Origin of the sequence: Proteiniphilum sp. (assembly GCF_040307845.1) — a bacterium.
In the GTDB taxonomy this organism is placed as follows: Bacteria; Bacteroidota; Bacteroidia; order Bacteroidales; family Dysgonomonadaceae; genus Proteiniphilum.
This window is the reverse complement of sequence record NZ_JAWRIS010000058.1, coordinates 86,765-108,551: the sequence shown is the minus strand read 5'-3', so window position 1 is coordinate 108,551 and position 21,787 is coordinate 86,765. Positions and strand designations below refer to the sequence as shown.

The following is a 21,787-nucleotide window of genomic DNA, read 5'->3' as shown; positions in this document are numbered from 1 at the left end:
ATAATATGGTTTTATTGTTTCTTACTGTATTTGATAATCCACTCAAACATGGCGGTATTGAGGCGATGATAAAACTCCTGTGAGGCACCTTCACCCCCATGTCCGCCTCCGGGAATAATAATCAGCGTGTCGGCAATATTCTCTTCTTTGAGTTTTTGTCGCATCACTAATGATTGTTCTAGCGGTACGATGTCATCCGCTTCTCCATGGATCAACATGGTAGGTTTGTAAGTTGGACTATAATACGGACTTGCTTCCTTGTATTCTCTGGCAAGTTTTGTTGAGTCGTAACTCCAGGGCTTACCTGTGATCAAGGGTAATAGTCCTTCTACGTCCTGGGGTTTTGCTCCTTCCATCGAAAAGAATGTATCTAATACGGTAGGTGCGCCAAGGGTAATAACAGATGAAATAATATCTTGCTTGTCATATCTGTAAGCATAGAGCAGCGCTAAATGTGCGCCGGCACTACCTCCCCAAAAGATGAACTGAGAGTCTCTGATATTCCATCTTTTTGCGTTGGCTATCACAAAGCTTAATGCCTCATCAATATCTGCCATCATCTCTTTATAATGAATGCTATTCCCGGGGGAAGCTAACCTATAATTGATATTGATTACGTTAATACCTGCCGCCAGCAAACCGTCACGCATAAAATAGGCGTCTTTTTTATCGCCTGCCATCCATCCTCCTCCATGAATAAGTATCACAACAGGGGTTTCTGGTGTTCTGCTGGCAATAAGATCCACATCCATTTTGTGGAGAGAATCTTTCCCATAGGTAATATCATGCAACTTCAATTCCTTCGTTCTTGAATCTGCAAAACAGCCTGTTGTCCCTGATAACAGGAACAGACCTATGGCTATAAATTCAAATCTTATACGTTTCATCGTTAATAACCTTCATTGTTTGGCCCCAATTTGGGATTCTTTGCCAGTTCGTTAAAATTTATAGGCATCAGATAATGTTTGGGAAGAAATACCTGTACAGGAGAGGTTGTAATCTCAAAAACCTCATAGTTTTTCACATTATCATTCTCTGTAATTTTTATTCCATGAAAACGTTTCCCGTGTAAAAGTTCTTCGGCAATACGCCAACGACGTATATCCCAGAAACGATGTCCTTCAAATGCGAGCTCTACTTTGCGTTCGTGGCGTATTCTTTCACGCATTCCTGCCTGGTCAAGTCCTGCAGGTAATGTGTCCCCCAATCCGGCACGGCGACGAACAACTTCCATAGCGCTGTAAACCGATTGGTCTGCTCCTACTGCTTCATTTTGGGCCTCAGCATAGTTAAGCAACACTTCGGCATAGCGGATTTCCTTCCAGCTTGTGGAGCTTCCTAAATAGTTGATAGCCAGTTTTTCGAAGGGTATTGTCTCATCCAGAAACTTACGCAGGATATAGCCTGTATTTGTTCCTTCATTCATTCCCAATCCATCGGATGTAGTTCTGTATGCAGTGCGGATAACTGTATTTTTAAATACCGAGCCATCCACAATAATACTCCACTGTAATCTCTTATCCCTGTTCTCATACGGGTTGGCTGCATGCTGTGGATTACTCCAGTCGAAAGGAGTGCCGTCCAGCATCTCGTAAGAATCGACCAGTTCCTGTGTCGGGCAGGTTTGGTTTCCCCAACCATTGTCGAGGCTGAAAGGCATAAATAAAAAATCAGCCGAATGTCCCTTATTCACACCATCGTAGAGGACTTCAAACAAAACCTCGCTTGTCTCCCCTCCTTTAGATTGAAATAAGGCATTGTAATTATCGACAAGAGAGAAAATTCCTCTATCAATGACCTGTTTTGAGAACCATGCCGATTTTTCGTAACGTTCTGCATATAACATTGCACGTCCGCCAAGAGCCAATGCTGCTTCCCTTGTAACGCGGCCCAGTTGTGACGGGGGTAGGTTTTCTGCCGAAGGCAAGCCTCCATCCTCTGCACCTATGGCTTCCAATTCCGTTTCAATAAAGTCATATATATCAGATACCGGATCACGGGGAACCTGCATCTCTTCCAGATTGTTGACATCCTGTAATTCCACGATCAGCGGTACGTCTCCATAACGTCGAACCAGGTCTGAATACATATAGGCTCTCAGGAATCGGACTTCAGCCGCAACCCTGTTTTTAAAATCGTCGGTAAAACCGGATGTCGCCAGATTGACCAGCATATGGTTGCATTTGCGAATGGCAGCATAGCGTTGTCCCCATACGTCGTGCGGATTCCACTGGGCAGACATTCCTCCGGGTATTATCACACTGTTGCTCTCATTCCAGCCGGCCCTGGATCGAAGCAGATCGGTACTCCCATCGAGCAGGTCTGTAATACCCATTCCTGTGTTTATTGCACTGAGGGGAGCCGTTCCTACGGCCATGGCCCCATAACCACATGGCATGGAAGAATAGATATGATAAAGATATTGAAGCACTAATTCCTGGTCCTGGAATATGGCTGAACTTACAATTCTGTCCTTCGGTGCCTCATCCAGATCAACGCAACTAAATGTCAGCAGGGCAAGAAATGCTGCATAAATATATATTGTGAATGATTTCATTGTCTTTAAATTTTTAGAATTGAATATTTACCCCAAAATTGTATGTCCTCATTTGAGGATAGAAATAGCTTCTGTGCCCTGGTTCGATCTGTGGTGATTCAGGGTCAAAATCTTTCATCGCAGAGAAGGTCAGGAGGTTGTTCCCCGAAACAAAAAGGCGCAACCCGTTTATATTTGCCCTTTTCAGCCATTCCTGACTGCAATCGAATGAATATGCCAATTCAAGATTACGAAGGCGTACATAGGTTCCATCATATAGCCAGAGTGAAGAATTTACACGATTGTTAGGTCTCATACCGGCATATAGCTTTGGATATTTCGCATCCGGATTGTCTGTGCTCCATGAATCCATGAAGATAGCCAATGCATTTGCATCCAGGTTAAAGGGATCCCAGCGCAACATTTGGTCAAACATGGCTGCACCCTGCCAGTTAGTAGTAAGGCTGAAACGCTTGTAACTAAGGTTTAAATTCAAACCATACACAAGCTCAGGTACCTGGCTTCGTCCAATGGCTGTAATGTCGTTGCCGTCAATTACATTCTTACCATCACGATCATCAATGTTTGCATATTTAATATCACCGACTCCATAAGCTCCGAACCCTGATTGATCGGCCCATGCATCAACCTCTTCCTGAGTTTTAAAGATGCCGACAGCCTTATAACCAAAGAACTGGTCGAATGGACGTCCCGTGCGGCGTTGGAGATCATTTATACCGTCAGCTTCGCCGATATAAACGATTTTGCTGCGCGCAAAAGTGGTATTAGCCTCAACAGTTACTCCAAAGTCTCCCCACTTGTCGGTATAGCGCAGCAGTGCTTCAAAACCATAATTATCTACTTCGCCATGATTTTCCTGTGGCAACAAACCTGAAACTCCGGCCGATTCAGGAACAACAGCATCACGAACCATAAGTATATCCCGTGTATTTTTCCTGAAGTAAGTGAATTCTCCTGATAATTTGCCTTTCAGGATTCCCCAGTCAAGGCCTATATCTGTATTGCGTGCGGTTTCCCAGGTCACATTCGGATTCGGCAGCACGCTCTCCTGGAGTCCTGGTATGTATGAGTCTCCTATAACAGAACTTGGCCCCACGACGAATGCTGATAGATATTGGAATTGACCTATGCGATCGTTCCCAAACTCTCCGTATGAAACACGGAATTTAAGATTGTCGAATATATTGAGGTCTTTGATAAAATTTTCTTCACTGGCTCTCCAACCTGCAGATACGGCAGGAAAGAAGCCCCAGCGATTATCCGGGTGAAAGTTGTATGAGCCATCGACACGGAAATTGGCCTGGAGTAGATATTTACCCATGTAGCCATAGTTTACGCGCCCTGCATAACCTCTGCGGGCATTGTTCCATCTATATCCACCCATTTTCTGATCTTTTTCGGGACCGGCAAATATTTCGGGAATAGAAGAGGAATAGTAGCTATAGCGGCTTGCCGATAGGTTCGTTCCTGTGTATGCCGATTCTTCATAGACAAGTACGGCAGATATGTTGTGTTTTTCTGCTAAGGCAGTCTGGTAATTTAAGGAAGCCTGTAATGTTGTGCGGGTTTCATCCCCGGCTATTTCATATAGATTTTTACCTCCTCCTGATGTTTTTTTGTCATAGGTGTCTGTCAGGCGGTCGTGGATATAATAATCGTACACATCTGTAAATGTCTTGTTCCTGGCATAAGCCCGGTCATAAGAATAGGAAAAATTTGCTTCCAATCCGTCAATCCAGGGAACATCGTACGTTGCCTTAAAATTGCTGTTGAAGGATGAAATTTTACGTTCAGCATATCCGGAGTGGTCGGCAACACCTATGGGTGAAACATTTTGTCCGTTTGCCTGTAAACCTCTCTCGGCAATATGATTCGGAACATAAGGCGCTTCAGTAGGGGCAGAGTTGAGTACAGTACTGAAAACGCCATCACCTGAAGCTGCATCGCTGATATCTTCTAACCGGCCTGACAAATCAAACCCTAAGGTGAAGTAATTGCCAATCTTTGTATCAATATTAGAGCGGACATTATAACGTTGGAATGAGGCTAAATCATATAAACCCTTCTGATCAAGAAATCCTCCGGAAATGAAGTATTTGGTCTTGTCAACACCTCCATCTATCGTGACACTATGTTGATGCATCGGAGCATATTTGTGCAATGAGGCATCCCACCAGTCTGTATCCGGCAATGTGCCATTTTGGTATCCGTCTATTTGATCCTGGGTAAACAATAACTGGCTACCAATATTGTATCTGGCAAGATTCAGATACTTGGCATATTGATAGGAATTCATCATTTTCGGAATGATTGTCGGAGTCTGTACTCCGAACGACCCCGAATAATTTAGGCGGGTTTCTTTTCCCGTCCCCCGTTTTGTTGTAATCAGAATTACGCCATTGGCGGCACGTGCTCCATAAATTGCCGCGGATGCCGCATCTTTCAATATGCTTATACTTTCAATGTCATTCGGGTCGACCTGATTTATAGGTCGTTCAACCCCGTCAACAATGGTTAGTGTAGCATTATCTCCCCAAGTGCTTTTCCCCCGGATATAGAACAGAGGAGCGTCATCTCCCGGCTTTCCCGACTGTTGAGAGGTGATAACTCCGGTCATTTTACCTGTAAGCGTATTCGTGAGATTGGGTGATGGAGCAGTTAGCAAGGCATCCCCACTAAGTGAAGATACCGAACCTGTCATGTCAATTTTACGTTGAGTTCCATAACCAACAACAACTATCTCTTCCGTTAAAACATAATCCTCTTCGAGAACTATCTCCATAAAAGACAAACCCGCCTGGCGTTCAATTGTTTTAAAACCCAGAAATGAGAATAGAATAATGTCGTTTCGGGACGCGTTAAGCGAGAAATTCCCCTCTATATCTGTGACGGTTCCCACGTTTCCACCTTTGATCAAGACGGTTGTACCAGCCAGTGGCATACCATCAGAAGAGGTGACCCGCCCTTTGACTTCTATTTCCTGAGCGACCAGAATCGCAGGAAGGACGAGTAAAATTAGAATTAAAAGTTTTTTTAAATTCATGACATATCAAATAATTCAACTTTCGCAAGCTCCATCAGCCTGCTTGCGATAGGCTTTCAAAATGTAAGTATTGCAGATCAGTGTCGTCAATAATCAAATGTTCAATTTCATTAGGCTATTTGAGTCGCCTGTGCTCCTCGATTTTCAATTCTACGCTTAACAGAGGCAAAATTTGTTTTGCCTCTGTATTCCTTAACGAAATAGTCGGTTTAGATACATTAAATGTCTTATACCAGAAAAACGAAAATACGTTAATAGATTCGTTGTTTTCAGGTTGCAAACTTAAGACAGGATTTATACTAATTGTAATACAATATCACTAATATATGATATTATTTTGAATACTAGGAAGTACAAAACATATATATGTCTTATTATCAGGGTCATGTGTCTATGTATTATTTTCATGGATTATTGTATTTTTTTGAATGTTTTGTGTATGTTTGCGAGACAATTATGCATTTCGGTGAGAGAATCATGAAAATAAATAGATAAAATTTCATCCTCTATCAACAATATTTGTAGAAATCATGGAGTATATACAAAGAGAAATCACCCCGATAAATAATGAAGATCTGTTTATCGTGCTGGATCATCCTCAGGCACGATTCGATTATGCCGCACATTTCCATTCCGATTACGAAATAAACCTCGTTATAAACAGCAAAGGGACGCGCATTGTAGGCGATTGTGTGGATGGATATAATGACCTTGACCTGGTTATGATAGGCCCCAATATAGCCCATCGTTGGATATCCGACAACGATAACGGCGATGCCCATGTCGTGACCATACAATTCCATAAAGAGGCACTTGAATATCCTATTTTCAACAAGAAAATCTTCCATCCCATCCGGGAACTTTTCAAAAATTCGGCCTATGGGATCGATTTCTCAACGGAGACGAAGATGAATATGAAAGATCTGTTGCTCAATCTTTCCCATAAACAGGGCGTGGAATCGGCACTTGAGTTTTTCAGGATACTCTACCTTCTCTCGATTTCACCCGGTCAGAGGTTTCTGCTGGATAGCAATAACAGGCTGGATTCCGCCATCAGAGAGTCAAAAAGCAGAAGGATAAATAAAGTAATAACCTATATACAGGAGCACTTTCAGGAAAATATCACATTATCCTCTGTCTCCGAAAGCGTGGGTATGTCCGAATCGGCATTCAGCCATTTTTTTAAGAAAAGAACCAACAGGAATTTCATAGACTATCTGAATGACATACGCATAGGATATGCAGCCAAACTCCTTTATGAGACGTCGCATACGATTGCCGAAGTCTGCTTCGCCTCGGGTTTCAATAATATTTCCAATTTTAACCGGCTGTTTAAAAAGAAAAAAGGACAAACACCCTCAGAGTATAGAATAAATATTCAAAAAATAATGACAAAATTTTAATCTCTTTTCTATCAGTGGGAGCGGCACTTTCCGTTTCCGGTATCCTATTCCCCCATTACTCGGGGTAGAGGAGATAGGGTTTCCGTTGCCGTTTAAAAGTTTCCACATCACACGCCCATTTTTTCCTGATCTCTTCCGCAGGTTTTCCTGCGGTAATATCTTTGCGGATATACTCCACGCCGACCAGTTTTTCGAAGAAAGAGGTAAAGAATTTCTCTCCCATATTCAGGTTATTATAAGCATCAATCACATAGGAGAGATCGAATTTGTTTTTCCAGATCAATTCATTGGGAACTTCCCGCAAGTCTGTACCATAGCATTTTTTATTGAGCAACGGTGGGTTTTTGGCGCCTGTCACACTTCGTGGGGTGAATGAGAAACCGGAGCCTTTGTATTGGGGATGTCCATATACCTCAAAAGGGAATGAGGTGCCTCGCCCCAGGCTCATCACCGTTCCTTCAAAGAGGCAGGTGGAAGGATAGAGATAGATAGAGTGGATATTGGGTAAATTGGGGGATGGTGCAATGGGTAATTCATAACGGGTTTGGTGAGTGTAATTATCACAGGGAACCACTGTCACGTCACATATCCGGCCGCCCGGGAGCCATTTTTCGCCGTTGATCATTAGCGCCAGTTCCCCCAATGTCATGCCATGTACTACCGGAATAGGCAACCATCCTACGCCCGATTTGTGTTTCATGTCGAGGATCGGGCCGTCCACATAAAAGCCGTTGGGGTTGGGGCGGTCCAGCACGATCATCTTTTTTCCATGTTCCGCACAGGCATCCATCAGACGAGCCATGCTGGCATAGTAGGTATAGAAGCGGAGACCCACATCCTGCAGGTCGAACAGCAGCACATCGAATTGTTTCATCTTTTCCGGAGATGGTTTACCGCTTCCACTTCCGTAAAGCGACCAAATAGGAATACTTGTTTTTTCGTCAGTTGAACTGGCTACATGTTCACCCGCGTCGGCCGTGCCACGAAAGCCATGTTCGGGAGAAAAGATTCCCACGACATTGAACCGGTGTCTTACCAGCATATCCACCAGATGTTCATTTCCGGCTATTCCCGTCTGGTTGGTCATTACTGCAACCCGCTTGTCGGTCAACAGGGGAAAATAAAGATCGGTTCGCTCTGCCCCCACTTTTAGAGGTATTTCATTTTGAGCGAAAGCAGAAGCAGAAAACAGTAAAATCAGTAGGAATGTATATTTTCTCATATTATTGTAAATTAAAATCACCTAATCACTTAACCACTTAGGCACATAAATCATTATTCCGTTTTTGTTTTAGAGTATTTCTGTTGTTCGTGGAGCTGGTCGAATTCCATCTCCAGAGATAGCAGTTCTTTTTTGATTTCTGTAAGCCTGGAAAGAACTTCCACCCGTTTTTCCTCCTCATCTTTTTTAGATTTCAGTGTCTGCCGGGCTCCTTCCAGCGTCAATCCTTTCTCTTTTACCAGGTGATACACAATTTCCACCTGTTGTATATCTTCCCGGGTGTACTGGCGGGTACCTCCGGCCGTTTTTTTTGGATTGATGTTTTCGAATTCTTTTTCCCAGAAACGTAAAAGTGACACGTTGACTGCAAAATGATCAGCCACTTCCTGAATGGAATAGAAGAGACGCTTGTCGGCAAATTGGATTGGTTTCTTTCTTTTTCCCATGATAATCTCTTTGTAAACGGGTTCGGCATAATTGGCCGGATAAATGTTATCCGTTTCAAAAATAATATTTTCCGTCAGTAAGAACAAGTTTTTTCGCTATCATTCGTCTGTTTCCAGCTTATCTTCCGTTTTTTTCGCGATATAAATGATAGAACTCGATTGCTCAATGTTGCTGAGTGAGCGTAAAAAACCTATTGTACCGTTTAGGAACGCCCTGGCGTATCGTGTGAGCAGGTTACTTTTCTTGTACTTTTCACTCAGCAGGGAGATATAAAAAGCATCCAACGGCATTCGTGTTTTCTGTATGACTTTCAGGCCATGCTTGCCGAGCAACTTTTCAAGGGATTCGGGCGAGAAATGCCAGAGATGCCGCGGGATATCATAAGCCGCCCACCATCCTTTGTAAAATCCTGCATCGTAGGAACGGCAGTTAGGGAGTGCGAGGACCACAATTCCTTCCGGAGTGATGATCTCCTTTATCTTGTGGATAGTTTCATTCAGTTTTTCCAGATGTTCCAATACATGCCAAAGTGTTACCACGTCGAATGATGAGTTTTCTGTTTCCCAGAATCCATTTTCATCTTTTACCTCCAGTTCCGAACGGAGGGTTGCGCTCTCCCGGGCTTTATCATCTTTCTCAATACCCGAAACAATCCATCCCTGCTCCTTTGCTGCCTGTAGGAAGTAACCCGTTCCACAGCCGATATCCAGTAACCTCACAGGGCTATCCTTTGCGGGAGTATAATCCGCAACTAATTCGATTTTCTTTCTTAGCATTCGTTTTCGGAAGAGATGGTACAGGCGGTTGACTAATCCTTCGTTGGAATCGGAGTGAGAGATATAGTCGGGTGAGTCGTAATATCTGCCAATGGTGTCTTCCGAGGGAAAATGATTGGTGAATCGGAATCCGCAGTGAGCACAATCATAAACAGGAAAGACCTCCCCGCTTGAAAAATGATCAACGGCATCAAAAACTTTTTTCAGATTGTCGCTGCCGCAAACCGGACAGTTGGTAATGGTGATAATTGGCATATATCGGGATTAAATCACCCCAAAAATACGACTATTCACGGGGAAAGGCAAATTTTTTTATAGTATGGTAAACGAATCGCAGTTATTGTTTCAAACAGTGTGTATAGAAGTAGGAGTGACGCCTTCACCAAATTCTTTGCTGACACATCCCAGAATAAGATGGATTTGGAGGATATTTTTCTTTGGAATTTTTACCGGCTCGTGTACGAGCCGTCCGTCCGGATAGGTTTTCAGATTAGAACTGTAACCGATGATGTAATTTTTTCCTCCGTCCTGCAATCTCTTTGTGACCGCGATCTCTTTTGTTTCCACGTAATAATTCCGTCCCCATATAATAAGTTCAGGGTTAATAATTCGTTTGAGTATCAGTATGGCACCGGAAGGGTATTCCTCCATGCTGTCGCCATAATGGCGGATTGCCGACGTGGCTTTCGGGAATAATTCGCCGGTATCAATCCATTCATTTTCCATGCTACCCGCATTCGGGTTATTATCCTGTAACGGTATTCTTCTTTGAGAAGATATTTTGGTGGATGGTTCGTTTATCTCGGGTATTCCTGTGGTTTGCTTTTCATAGTTACGAATACTTTCCAATAAATCATTATAGTTTATATTGAATGTTTTGCAAAGTTTCATCGTCAGATTTTCCGACGCACCTCTTTCTGTATTTTTTATCAAGTTTAGATATTGAGGTTTAATACCCATAGAGGCAGCAATTTCGGTATAGGGAATACCCTTTCTCTTCAAGATTTCCAACTGTTCTATGAACCACTCCTTTCGTATGTTTGCAATATTTAACATAATAATGAATCAAAAAGATATGTTTTTCTTGTTTAATATATCGAAATGATATATCTTTGTAGCTTTCGATTTAGAAAGCGACCCTAAAGATACGAAAATTCTAAGAAAAACTATATGGGAGAGATACTAATGAAACACGGAGAGCGGAGAGAGATTGCTAAGATGCTAAATGTTAGTGATGTAACTGTTCGTAATGCTTTGAAAGGCCGTACACAAAGTGAATTGTCGGAGCGAATAAGAAGGCTTGCCGTCCAGAGAGGAGGAATTGAGGTGGATGGAATAAAATTTAAATAGAAGTAAAAATAAATACCCATGAATAAAGGGATATCGAAAGAGGTTTATGACCGAGGCTACCTGATTTGAGATGTTACTTGGAAATAATGAGGTTTTTAAATCCGGTATAATTACCGTACCCCAAATAATAACAAAGAAAAGGAGAGTTTTACTGCTTAGAGAAAACAATATGAAAAAGAATAAAATGGGGATATGGGCTACATGTTTTTCCTGTAAAAGAAGACAATGAGTTTCAGTGATCTTGTAATGTACGTCGATAATGCCGGAAAAATAATTAATCAATCTAAAACAAATGCGAGAATGGAAAAGAAACAAAAAAGAATGTTTGTGAAAGGAGTTATGTTCACTCTGATGTGGATATTTTCCCTATGTATGTTTGCACAGACCGTTGCAGTAAGAGGCACGGTTGCCGATGCAAAAGGAGACGCTCTGATCGGTGTATCTGTACGGGTACAGGGTACAGCAATAGGTACAATTACCGACCTGGAGGGTAATTTTGTTTTATCTAATGTTCCTTCAGGTGCCATACTGGAAGTATCATATGTTGGGATGCATACTCAAACGATTGCTCTCGATGGTAGAACAATCGTAGACATAGTGTTGCAAGAGGATGCTGAATTATTGGAGGAGGTCGTGGTAATAGGATATGGTACGCTGAAACGTAGAGAAGTGACCTCTGCTGTAGAAACTATTCGTGCTGACCGGTTTAATCCGGGGGGATCCCGTAATGCTCTTGATCTGATTCAGGGAAAAGTAGCCGGATTGAATATGACCCGTACGCAAGGAAGCAATCCTAATGCCAGTATGGATATACAATTACGGGGAATTACCTCGCTCACGGGAACAAGAACTCCTTTAGTTGTAATTGACGGAATTCCCGGAGGGAATTTAGACTTGCTTCAACAAGATGATATCGAATCTTTCAACGTGCTAAAAGATGGTTCTGCCGCGGCTATTTACGGAACCCGGGGTAATGCCGGGGTAATTTTGATAACGACAAAAAAAGGAAAAGCCGGGGCACCAGAATTTAATTATTCTACTTACTTGCAGCACGAAAGAGTTAGTAATAAACCGGATATTTTAAATGCATCGCAATTCAGACAACTTATTAGCGAGGGTGTTATTAATCAAGATCAGGATTTTGGTGCATCTACCGATTTATTCGATGAATTGATCAATAAGGATAACCTGAGTCATTACCATAATTTTTCGGCGTCGGGCGGTTCTGCTAACGCAAACTACCGGGCTTCTGTATTTTATAGTGACTTGCAGGGAATCGCGAAAGAGAACTCACGGGAACAATTCGGAGGGCGTATAAATATTAACCAAAGAGGTCTACAAGACCGTTTGGCCATGTCGTTAAATCTCGCAACTAATATGAATAAAGCCAATTTATTAGGAGGTGGTACCGGAGACTTCGAGCAAGCAATTCAGCGAAATCCGACGGCGCCTCTATATAATGAAGATGGTACATTTTACGAAACGTTGGCTTATAACAATTATAATCCGCTCTCCCGATTGGCTAATCGTATTTCCAAGAGAAACCAGCAAACAACATCTGCCGATCTCCGCTTGCAATTGCAGATCATTGAAAATTGGTCAGTTTCAGCTTTCGGATCATATCTGCGAAATTCATACAATGACCGTTACTATCGTTCGTCAAAAGATTGGGATAATCGGGTTGGTACAGAATATCAAGGGATGGGATATGCTTCTAAATCCAACCGCTTGGAATGGACAAAAACATTTGAAGCGACGACCGATTACCGTAAAACATTGAATAGTGTACATACTATAACTGCGTTAGCCGGATACAGTTATCAGTATCATACGTTTGAGACTTTCAATGTAAACAACAGTGGTTTTACTACAGATGCTTTTTTGGATTGGAATTTAGGTGCGGGGAGTGCTATTAACAATACCACATTGCCTCGTCCGGGAATGGGAAGTGAAAAACAGGATAATACGCTGGTAGCTTTCTTTGGAAGAGTCAATTATTCTTATGCCGACAAATACCACCTTCAAGGAATCCTGCGCCGCGAGGGTTCTTCCCGTTTCGGAGATAATCATAAATGGGGGAATTTTCCCGCTATATCTGCCGGTTGGAGCATTAGCGAGGAAGAATTCATGAGTCAGGTTTCGGTAGTGAATGATTTAAAAGTACGTGTAGGTTACGGAGTTACCGGTAACCAGGGGATTGATAATTACCAGTCGTTGGTAACACTGGGAACCGGAGGTGTTTATCCGCAAGACGGAGTGTATTATCAAACGTATGGCGCAGCCAGAAATCCGAATCCGAATCTTAAATGGGAACAGAAATCTGAATTGAATTTCGGAGTGGATTTTTCAGTTCTCGGAAGAAGGCTTAGCGGATCAATTGATGTGTATAATAGGAATACCAAAGATCTGTTGTATCGATATAATGCACAACAGCCGCCATATGTACGTGATCAGATTTACACAAATGTAGGAACATTGAAAAATTCCGGGATCGAGTTTCAGATTTCGGCAATCGCTATCCAAAAGCAGGATTTCAAGTGGAATATTGATTTTACAGCGAATACCCAAAGCAATAAATTAAAAAAACTATCCAGTGATGTATTCAAAGCGAACTGGCTGTCATTCTACGGACTTCCTTCCCCTGGAAATCTGGGAAATGCTTTCAGGCTGGAAGAAGGCGGGTCGGTAGGTAATTTCTATGGTAAACGCTTTGCCGGTTTCACCGATGAAGGAAAATGGTTGTTCTATAAAAAAGACGGATCAACAGGTTCGGCCACTGAATTGAGCGACGATGATCTTACTATTATCGGTAATGGTGTGCCTAAATTTCAGGCATCGTTTACGAATAGTTTTGTGTACAAGAATTTCGACTTGACATTTATGTTCCGGGGAAAATTCGGTTTTGATATTCTCAACCTGAAAGAATTATATTTCGGGAATAAGAAATGGTTGCCTAATAATTTGTTTGAAAGTGCTGTTACCAAGCATAACCAATTAAATGATGACCCTCAGTATTCCGACTATTATCTTGAGAAAGGTGATTTTGTAAAACTTGACAACCTGACATTGGGTTATAATTTTAAATTAAATACACCTTATGTTCGTAATTTAAGAATTTATCTTACAGGAAGGAATCTGTTTACAATTACAGGGTATGACGGAACGGATCCGGAAGTACAGGATACCGGATTTGAAGCGGGGGTTGATAAAAGAGATTATTATCCTCGTACACGATCCTGGTCAATTGGTTTGAATGTAGGATTTTAAATAGAAAGAAGATATGAAACAAAGAATATATAAAGCCTTCGCTTTTATCCTTATAATGGCGGTTATCATAGCAGGAAATGGATGTACCGATCTCAGTGAGAGTGTTTACAGCGAATTGAATAAATCGAATTTTTATAACAATAAGACAGAAGTCTTACAGGCAGCTTTGAGACCTTTCACTCACATGCAGGCGTGGATGGCTCCGACAGGACAGAACGGATATTTCTATCATGCAGAATTATCCGCTGATCAGTTGGCATGGCCTCAAAAGGGAAAACATGGTTATGACAGCGGCGACCATTTTCGCCAGCATTATCATACTTGGACCGCTAATGAAGGACGTATGCGTACCGCATGGACGTTGATATGGACAGGATTAGGATATGTAAACGCAGCAATTATGGATTTGCAAGGTGTTAATAATGAGTCGCTCGGTATTTCTGATTCGGAAATGGCTGCTATTTTAGGTGAACTGTATGTATTAAGAGCTTTTCATTATATGAAAATAATGGAATTATGGGGAAATGCTCCGATTATTACAACAGTGGGAGAACCCTTAAATCCTCCCACTCAATCAAAAGCCGAAATTTTTGATTTTGTAAAGACGGAGCTGGAAGCATATGTTCCTAAATTACTATCCTATTCAAGAGAATTGGTAGGACGTGTTTCGCAAACAGCCGGTTATGCGATGCTTTCAGAATTATATCTCAACGCAGAGTATTTTATTGGAGAACCGATGTATGATGAATGTATTGCGGCATGTGATAAAATTATCAGTGGACAAGCGGGAGGTATCGGAGGAAATCCGGAATTAGCTCCGGATTTATTGCAAACATTCTCCAATGCCAATAAAGATGCGAAAGAAGCATTGTTCCAGTTTGCATTTAGTCGCTTGGGCGGATTTACATTTGGCTGGGGTGGTTTCTTTATGGGATATTCTAATGTTAGTAAAGCGCTGGATGTCAGTTATTCCGGTTGGAATGCTTTTGTAGTAATACCAACTGCCTTTGATGCTTATGCTGAAAATGATCTACGTAAGAAGGAATGGTTTTTATTTGGCCCCCAATATGAATACGGTACAACTAACCCGATTTTAGGAACGGAAGAATACAATGGAAAACCTTTAGTCTTTGTGAATTCTATTCGTCGTGAAAGTGAAGGGGACTTCACAAGTGAAGGAGCTATGGATAAAGGAGAGGAAAATAGTGGCGCCCGTTTTCATAAGTATAAGAGTGGTCGGACAAGTGATCCTAATTATCAGGAAAATCACTATATGCTTTATCGACTGACAGAGATTTACTTTAATAAAGCGGAAGCTATTATGCGAAAGAATGGGGGTGTGGCCACCCAGGAAGCCGTTGATTTAATCAATGCTTCCAGAAAACGTGCTTTTACGACCGAAGATTGGGAAGATGCGAAATATACCATTAGTTCTTTAACAATGGATGAATTGTTGGCTGAACGGGGACGGGAATTTATTTTCGAAGGTAAACGACGTGCAGATCTAATTCGTTTCGGTAAATTCACAACAGCCCGGTGGTGGGATCATGAACCAACTAACAATAAGAATCTTGAAATTTACCCGATTCCACATACCCAGTTGGCGGCCAATCCGAACTTGGTTCAAAATCCAGGATATGGCGATGTAGAATAAAAGGATTACTTCTTTTTCTTATTTATGTGGTTAATTAATAAGGACAAATAGGGGTTATATAAAATATTATGTAACCCCTATTTGCCTTGTTCCAAAGAGTTAATAATATTTTGAATTTGTGTTTTAAGAACAGGAATGTCATTTATAACTATATTCCATACAATATCTGCTTCGATTCCAAAATAGTGATGGACTATAATATTTCTAAAGCCTTTCATTTCGTACCAGTCAACATCCCGATAATGGCATCCTGTTCTATCCATTGCTTTTCGAAATTATCACAGTTGTGGAGTATAGCTGCAATATATTCAACTTTGGTGATGCTCTCAAGAATATGTCCCAATCGGAATAAATCTTTATTTTTCATCGCAGTAGATTATTTTTAAGTCCTTCATAATGTATGGCTTTAACTTCGGATGGGCATATTTTTCCGAAACTAGGTCTACTTCTTTGCCCAACTTTTGTTCTAATTCGTCTTTCAACCGTATCAGTTTGAATAATCCGATAGTGTCTTTCAGTTGATATAAAATATCCACGTCGCTGTTTTCCGAATCTTCACCCCGGGCAACAGAACCGAAGATACCTATCCGTACGGGGTTGTACGGTAGCATCGCATTGATGATTATATCTATCTGGCTTTGCGTTAACATTTTGCTTGTTTATGATACAAATATAGCGAAAAGTTTTATAGCCGGAAATTCAAATCCAAACTAAATGATTCGGGTGGTTTTCACTCACCTGCTTGGGGATACGGAGTTTTTCATGTAATTTTGTACCTTGTTCAGGCCAAAGGGAAAGGTGACGGTATAGAAAGTTGACAATGCTGCTTCCTCTTAACGCCGTACAACGAATGCATAACAGAAAATTTATATGATCACTTCCAGAGAGATTAGACAATCGTTTAAAGATTTTTTCCAGTCGAAGGAGCACCGGATCGTACCTTCTGCTCCGATGGTGATAAAGGATGATCCTACGCTGATGTTTACTAATGCGGGTATGAACCAGTTTAAGGATATCATCCTGGGAAATGTGCCGGTGAAATATCCCCGCGTGGCTGATTCTCAGAAATGTCTGCGTGTGAGTGGTAAACATAACGATTTGGAGGAGGTGGGGCATGATACCTACCACCATACCATGTTCGAAATGTTAGGGAACTGGTCGTTTGGTGATTATTTCAAGAAAGAGGCCATAGCATGGGCGTGGGAATATCTGACGGGAGTGCTTCAATTGGATAAAGAACGGTTGTACGTCACCGTATTTGAAGGGGCTGCTGAGGAAAACCTCGAACGGGACCATGAAGCGGCCACTTACTGGGAGGAATACCTGCCCAAGGAACGGATCATCAATGGCAATAAACATGATAATTTCTGGGAGATGGGTGATACGGGACCTTGTGGGCCTTGTTCCGAAATTCATATTGATATACGCCCTGAAGAAGAACGGGAAAAGATAGACGGATTGTCGCTGGTGAACCAGGGTCACCCCCAGGTGATTGAAATATGGAACCTGGTTTTTATGCAGTATAACCGTAAAGCAGACGGCTCGCTGGAGCCACTTCCTGCAAAAGTAATCGATACCGGGATGGGGTTTGAGCGGCTCTGTATGGCCGTACAAGGTAAATTATCGAACTATGATACCGACCTTTTTCAGCCGATAATCCGTAAAATAGGGGAGATCTGTAATGCATTATACGGCGAAGATCCGGCCAAAGATGTGGCGATGCGTGTCGTTGCCGACCATCTGCGCACCATCGCTTTCTCTATTACCGATGGTCAGCTTCCGTCGAATGCCAAAGCGGGTTATGTGATCCGTCGTATTCTGCGTCGTGCAGTACGGTATGGATACACTTTCCTGGGGATGCATGAATCATTTATGTACAGGCTGATCCCTACGCTTATCGAGGTGATGGGTGATGCTTATCCTGAGTTGATCTCACAGCAAGGGCTGATTGAGAAAGTACTGAAGGAAGAAGAGGAGTCATTCCTGCGAACGCTCGAGACCGGTATCCGGCTCCTGGAGAAAAATCTTTCCGAACAGGAGGGTGGGGTGTTGAGTGGTGAAGTAGCTTTCCAGTTGTATGATACTTTCGGTTTTCCGCTGGATTTGACGGAACTGATCCTGCGCGAACATGGCATGACGGTGGATGTGGCCGGTTTTAATACCGAGATGGAGAAGCAGAAACAGCGCGCCCGGAATGCCGCTGCGGTGGAGACTGGCGACTGGACGAAAGTACGTGATGGCGAGCCGGAGTTTACAGGATATGACGAAACGGAAACCGAGACCCGGATTCTCCGTTATCGTGCGGTAAAACAAAAGAACAGGGAATTCTATCAGATTGTGCTTTCTCGTTCTCCTTTTTACGCCGAAATGGGAGGCCAGATAGGGGATACCGGCTGGCTGATTCCCGAAGAAGGGGAGAAGGTCGATATTTTTGATACCAAGCGGGAGAATAATCTTGCAGTCCATTTTACGCACAAACTGCCGGCGGATATGGAAGGTTCCTTTACTGCCCGGATCAATACGGAAAAGAGAACTGCTACGGAGTGTAATCATACCGCCACCCACCTGATGCATGAAGCGCTACGCGAGGTGTTGGGAACACATGTGGAACAAAAGGGATCGTATGTGTCGCCCGAGTTGTTGCGGTTCGACTTCTCCCACTTTGCCAAGATGACACCGGAAGAAATCCGTGAAGTGGAGCAACGGGTAACGGCTAAGATCCGTGGCAATTTTCCTATTGAAGAACATCGTCATGTGCCCATCGAAGAAGCGAAAGCCCAGGGAGCGATGGCGTTGTTTGGTGAGAAGTATGGTGACGATGTGCGTACCGTCCGTTTCGGATCTTCTATCGAACTGTGTGGAGGAACCCATATCTCTTCTACCGGAAGGATCGGCACCTTCCGTATTATCACCGAGAGTGCTATTTCTGCGGGTGTACGCCGTATAGAGGCGGTAACGGCTAAGGTGTGTGAAGAATATCTTTACGCGAAAGAGGATGCGATAGTTGAGATAAAAAATCTGTTGCATAACGTGCCTGATGTGATGCAAGGGGTTCGCCGGTTACTTGCGGAAAATGAGGAGAAGGAAAGAGAGTTAAGGGAATATGTGAAAGAGAAGACAGAACAGTTGAAACAGCGGATTATCGACAAGAAACAGGATATCCATGGTATAACCCTCTTTAAGGTGATTATGCCGATGGGATCGGTGGATGTGGTGAAAGATATCGCTTATCAACTGAAGGGTCAGTTCCCGGAGAAGATGATGTTTGTAGCCGGAATTGCCGCAGAAGGGAAACCCAGCCTGACGGTGATGCTGACTGATGATCTGGTAGCCGGAGGATTACATGCAAGCAATATGATACGTGAAGCTGCCAAACTAATACAAGGCGGGGGGGGCGGACAGCCTCATTTCGCTACCGCGGGAGGTAAGAACCCTGATGGAGTAATTGCGGCGGTAGAACTGATTGTACAAAAGTTGGATGAATATTAGCACTTCAATAGTTATTCGCACTTCGTGCGTTATTCGATAGTTATTCATGCTTCGCATGTTATTTCCCGCTTTACGGGATAACTCAATTGCAATAGAATAACAACTGAATAACAACTGAATAACAACTGAATAACAATCGAATCCCAATCGAGTCACAGCCGAGTGAGTCTCAGTACCCTTTTCCACGTATCAGGGTGTTGTTTTTTAAACCTGCGTACTTTGCTGTCCCTCCGGGCTGTTTTGAGCCATTTGCGCCAGTAGAGGGCAAAATAGAAGGTGAGCGGCATCAGTATAAAGTAGCCGAGCGCCATAAGCCAGTCTTTTGTAACAGCCCCAACGAGAAGTGACTGGATCAGATCGAATATAGGAATAAAAAGGAGTCCCGACGCGTATCTTGCCGATGGGATAAACTGTTTGTCCTTGAAAAGGCCTGTCAGCTTCTTATTGAGCAGGATGGGAAATATGCCGTTCAGGAAACCGAAAAACGCTACGGGGGCGGAAAGGATAAGTGCCCCATAACGGGCAAAAAGGTGGCGTACAGAGGATATTTTTCCTATCCGGTCTTTTGAATTGAGCCCGTTTTCTTTCAGCAGAGCATAGGCCTGGCGGAAACCGGCTGTCTTTTGATCGAATTCGCCCCGGTCATTTTCATACAGCTCATCCAATTTCCTGACGATATAAAGTGCTGCCTGGAGAAAACCGTCTTTTCTCTCAGGGAATTTTTCCCGTGCTATCCGGTCGCCATTCCAGTCAATGGCGTGGCAATACTCGTCATAAAAATCATCATTCCATATATTTACGACCATCGACTTGAGCCGGTTTTCCAGTTCTTGTCTCAATTGGTTGATCGCTAAAACGGGATTCTCATTATAGATATCCTTGTAGTCGGCGACTTCGATAGGAGTACCGAAAGTGACATAAGCATCCGACAAGAAAGCAAACATATCCCTGTAGTAAATGGATACGGGAATGATCTGGCTCCGGAGTTGAAAGTCGGCCGAAGCCTCGGTGGGTAATATAATGCGGGGGACCGCTTTTTGTATAGGAAGCAATGACTGTTTCGGATTATGTCTCGCTTCGGGAAAGAGCGCGATAGGATTATTCTTGCGCAGGATGCGGGCAGCATTGTCGAAGATCTCACTGTTCTTATCGAGGTTATCCTTGCCGTCACGAATCCGGAAGACCGGCATGATGCGCATTCCTTTCAGCAACCATGCCACAAACTTCTTTTTGAAGATATCGGCACGGGCCAGAAAAACGATCTGTTTACGGTAATGGCTGGAGAATACCACCATTAATGCATCTATCAGTGCGTTACGGTGGTTGGGTGCATAGATAATGGGTCTGTCCTTCGATACATTTTCCTTTTTTCCGGTGAACACCATCTTTCTGAAATTCAGTCTCAGGGGGATGCTCACCGTTATCTGGGCCAACGTATATCGAAAATCGTAACGGTAAATCATATATTGGAAGTTTTAAACAATATTCTCAGGAAATGAATTGGTTTAATACACATTTTCGTCGGGCAAATTTATTACATTATTTCAGGGGTGACCGCGCGTCTTCTCCAGTAAAACGCCAGTATGAGACCGGCCACGATATGCCATATACCCCACCAGGCAGCAATAAAAGCCATCCCTCCCAGATTTAGTTCAGGTGGAAATATCCTTGGGTTGAAGATCAGCGCAAGCCCTAATCCGGAGTTCTGGATACCGGTCTCGATGGAAATGGTCCTGCAATTGATCTCGTTTACCCCCAGCGATTTTGGCAAAAAATATCCGCTTAAAAATGCCAGTCCGTTATGAATAAGCACCAGAAAGAATATCAGATGGATATACCGGAGGAACAGGTTGAAATTTCCTGCCAGCGCCGCCACGATGAAACCGGCGAAAAAGATGACAGAAGCGGCTTGGACCGATTTGTCGACCTTTCTGGTAAATTTCGGGAATTTCATCCCTACAAACATGCCCAAGATTACGGGGATACCCAGGATCAGGAAGACGGTGCGGAACATCTCCACAGGATCAATCGAAATAGGGACCAATAAAGGGGAGTGTTTGGCATAGAGCCCGCCCCAGAATGCAAAATTGAATGGAGTCATGAAGAGGCTCATGACGGTGGTGATAGCGGTAAGGCTCACCGACAGGGTGACATTCGATTTCGATATGGAGGAAATCAGATTCGAGACGTTGCCACCGGGACAGGCTGCCACCAGGATCATTCCCATGGCAACGGCCGTACTGGGACGCAGGACGATCACCAACACAAAAGTGAGCGCCGGCAGCAATATATATTGTGTGATAACCCCCAATAATACCGGCTTGGGGTTGAAAAACAATGTCTTAAAGTGTTGAGGCTTGATGTTTAACGCCACACCGAACATAATAAAGGCAATGGCGATATTCATCAGGTTGATACTCTCCTGGTTAAAATGCAACCGGATAGTGTCGAGCTGTTCCAGATTCCCGAAAAGGGAAAGTAACGGAGTGAATTGCATTGGACGACTGAATGATTTTAGCTGCAAAGTTAGCATTTCCTGTAAGAAATACTAACTTTGTAAAACATCTAAACAAAACTCC

Annotated in this window: 16 protein-coding genes; 4 read left to right on the top strand and 12 right to left on the bottom strand. The window is 43.0% G+C overall.

Features of this window, described 5'->3' with window-relative positions:
• Window positions 1-11 precede the first annotated feature (11 nt).
• The 3 genes from ABV001_RS13555 to ABV001_RS13545 are packed head-to-tail and all read right to left on the bottom strand — an operon-like array spanning window position 12 to window position 5,600.
• The gene (locus ABV001_RS13555) at window positions 12-887 is read right to left on the bottom strand and encodes an alpha/beta fold hydrolase (protein ID WP_352423302.1); all 876 of its coding nucleotides are present in this window, start codon (window positions 885-887) and stop codon (window positions 12-14) included.
• Between the two features lie 2 nt (window positions 888-889).
• On the bottom strand, window positions 890-2,557 hold the full coding sequence (locus ABV001_RS13550) for a RagB/SusD family nutrient uptake outer membrane protein (RefSeq protein ID WP_352423301.1): 1,668 nt from the start codon (window positions 2,555-2,557) through the stop codon (window positions 890-892).
• Between the two features lie 13 nt (window positions 2,558-2,570).
• Complete coding sequence (locus ABV001_RS13545) at window positions 2,571-5,600, bottom strand: SusC/RagA family TonB-linked outer membrane protein (RefSeq protein ID WP_352423300.1); 3,030 nt, start codon at window positions 5,598-5,600, stop codon at window positions 2,571-2,573.
• A gap of 530 nt (window positions 5,601-6,130) precedes the next feature.
• On the opposite strand from ABV001_RS13545, the gene ABV001_RS13540 reads away from it, so the two are divergent.
• Complete coding sequence (locus ABV001_RS13540) at window positions 6,131-7,003, top strand: AraC family transcriptional regulator (protein WP_352423299.1); 873 nt, start codon at window positions 6,131-6,133, stop codon at window positions 7,001-7,003.
• A 55-nt stretch (window positions 7,004-7,058) separates the two neighbouring features.
• On the opposite strand, the gene ABV001_RS13535 is transcribed toward ABV001_RS13540, so the two are convergent.
• The 4 genes from ABV001_RS13535 to ABV001_RS13520 all read right to left on the bottom strand — a co-directional run bounded on the left by ABV001_RS13535 (window position 7,059) and on the right by ABV001_RS13520 (window position 10,504).
• Window positions 7,059-8,225 carry an exo-beta-N-acetylmuramidase NamZ family protein gene (locus ABV001_RS13535; RefSeq protein ID WP_352423298.1) on the bottom strand — a complete coding sequence of 389 codons (1,167 nt, stop codon included), beginning with the start codon at window positions 8,223-8,225 and terminating at the stop codon, window positions 7,059-7,061.
• A gap of 53 nt (window positions 8,226-8,278) precedes the next feature.
• Window positions 8,279-8,671, bottom strand: a complete 393-nt coding sequence (locus ABV001_RS13530; RefSeq protein ID WP_323425538.1) for a MerR family transcriptional regulator — start codon at window positions 8,669-8,671, stop codon at window positions 8,279-8,281.
• Between the two features lie 99 nt (window positions 8,672-8,770).
• Window positions 8,771-9,703 (bottom strand): class I SAM-dependent methyltransferase, encoded by a 933-nt coding sequence (locus tag ABV001_RS13525; RefSeq protein ID WP_352423297.1) that lies wholly within the window; start codon window positions 9,701-9,703, stop codon window positions 8,771-8,773.
• 90 nt (window positions 9,704-9,793) lie between these two features.
• Window positions 9,794-10,504, bottom strand: coding sequence for a helix-turn-helix transcriptional regulator (locus tag ABV001_RS13520; RefSeq protein ID WP_352423296.1), 711 nt, complete (start codon window positions 10,502-10,504; stop codon window positions 9,794-9,796).
• Window positions 10,505-11,098: 594 nt separating this feature from the next.
• Here ABV001_RS13520 and ABV001_RS13515 point away from each other — a divergent pair.
• Together ABV001_RS13515 and ABV001_RS13510 are read left to right on the top strand one after the other, a co-directional pair.
• Window positions 11,099-14,065: a SusC/RagA family TonB-linked outer membrane protein gene (locus tag ABV001_RS13515; RefSeq protein WP_352423295.1), complete on the top strand. Its 2,967-nt coding sequence runs from the start codon at window positions 11,099-11,101 to the stop codon at window positions 14,063-14,065.
• A gap of 13 nt (window positions 14,066-14,078) precedes the next feature.
• The gene (locus ABV001_RS13510; protein WP_352423294.1) at window positions 14,079-15,719 is read left to right on the top strand and encodes a RagB/SusD family nutrient uptake outer membrane protein; all 1,641 of its coding nucleotides are present in this window, start codon (window positions 14,079-14,081) and stop codon (window positions 15,717-15,719) included.
• 77 nt (window positions 15,720-15,796) lie between these two features.
• Here ABV001_RS13510 and ABV001_RS13505 read toward each other — a convergent pair whose 3' ends face one another.
• The 3 genes from ABV001_RS13505 to ABV001_RS13495 are packed head-to-tail and all read right to left on the bottom strand — an operon-like array spanning window position 15,797 to window position 16,369.
• Complete coding sequence (locus tag ABV001_RS13505; protein ID WP_352423418.1) at window positions 15,797-15,937, bottom strand: HepT-like ribonuclease domain-containing protein; 141 nt, start codon at window positions 15,935-15,937, stop codon at window positions 15,797-15,799.
• Complete coding sequence (locus ABV001_RS13500; protein ID WP_352423293.1) at window positions 15,934-16,086, bottom strand: hypothetical protein; 153 nt, start codon at window positions 16,084-16,086, stop codon at window positions 15,934-15,936. The genes ABV001_RS13505 and ABV001_RS13500 overlap by 4 nt, the downstream gene beginning before the upstream one ends.
• Complete coding sequence (locus ABV001_RS13495; protein WP_352423292.1) at window positions 16,076-16,369, bottom strand: nucleotidyltransferase family protein; 294 nt, start codon at window positions 16,367-16,369, stop codon at window positions 16,076-16,078. Before ABV001_RS13495 ends, ABV001_RS13500 begins: the two co-directional genes overlap by 11 nt.
• Before the next feature lie 220 nt (window positions 16,370-16,589).
• Between ABV001_RS13495 and alaS the strand changes: the two genes are divergently transcribed.
• Complete coding sequence (alaS, locus tag ABV001_RS13490; RefSeq protein ID WP_352423291.1) at window positions 16,590-19,208, top strand: alanine--tRNA ligase; 2,619 nt, start codon at window positions 16,590-16,592, stop codon at window positions 19,206-19,208.
• Window positions 19,209-19,360: 152 nt separating this feature from the next.
• Here the strand turns inward: alaS and ABV001_RS13485 are convergent, their stop codons facing one another.
• Both ABV001_RS13485 and ABV001_RS13480 read right to left on the bottom strand, forming a co-directional pair.
• Entirely contained in the window at window positions 19,361-20,671 is a 1,311-nt protein-coding gene (locus ABV001_RS13485) for a 1-acyl-sn-glycerol-3-phosphate acyltransferase (protein ID WP_352423290.1), read from the bottom strand.
• A gap of 71 nt (window positions 20,672-20,742) precedes the next feature.
• Window positions 20,743-21,705, bottom strand: coding sequence for a bile acid:sodium symporter family protein (locus ABV001_RS13480; RefSeq protein WP_352423289.1), 963 nt, complete (start codon window positions 21,703-21,705; stop codon window positions 20,743-20,745).
• Between the last annotated feature and the right edge of the window lie 82 nt (window positions 21,706-21,787).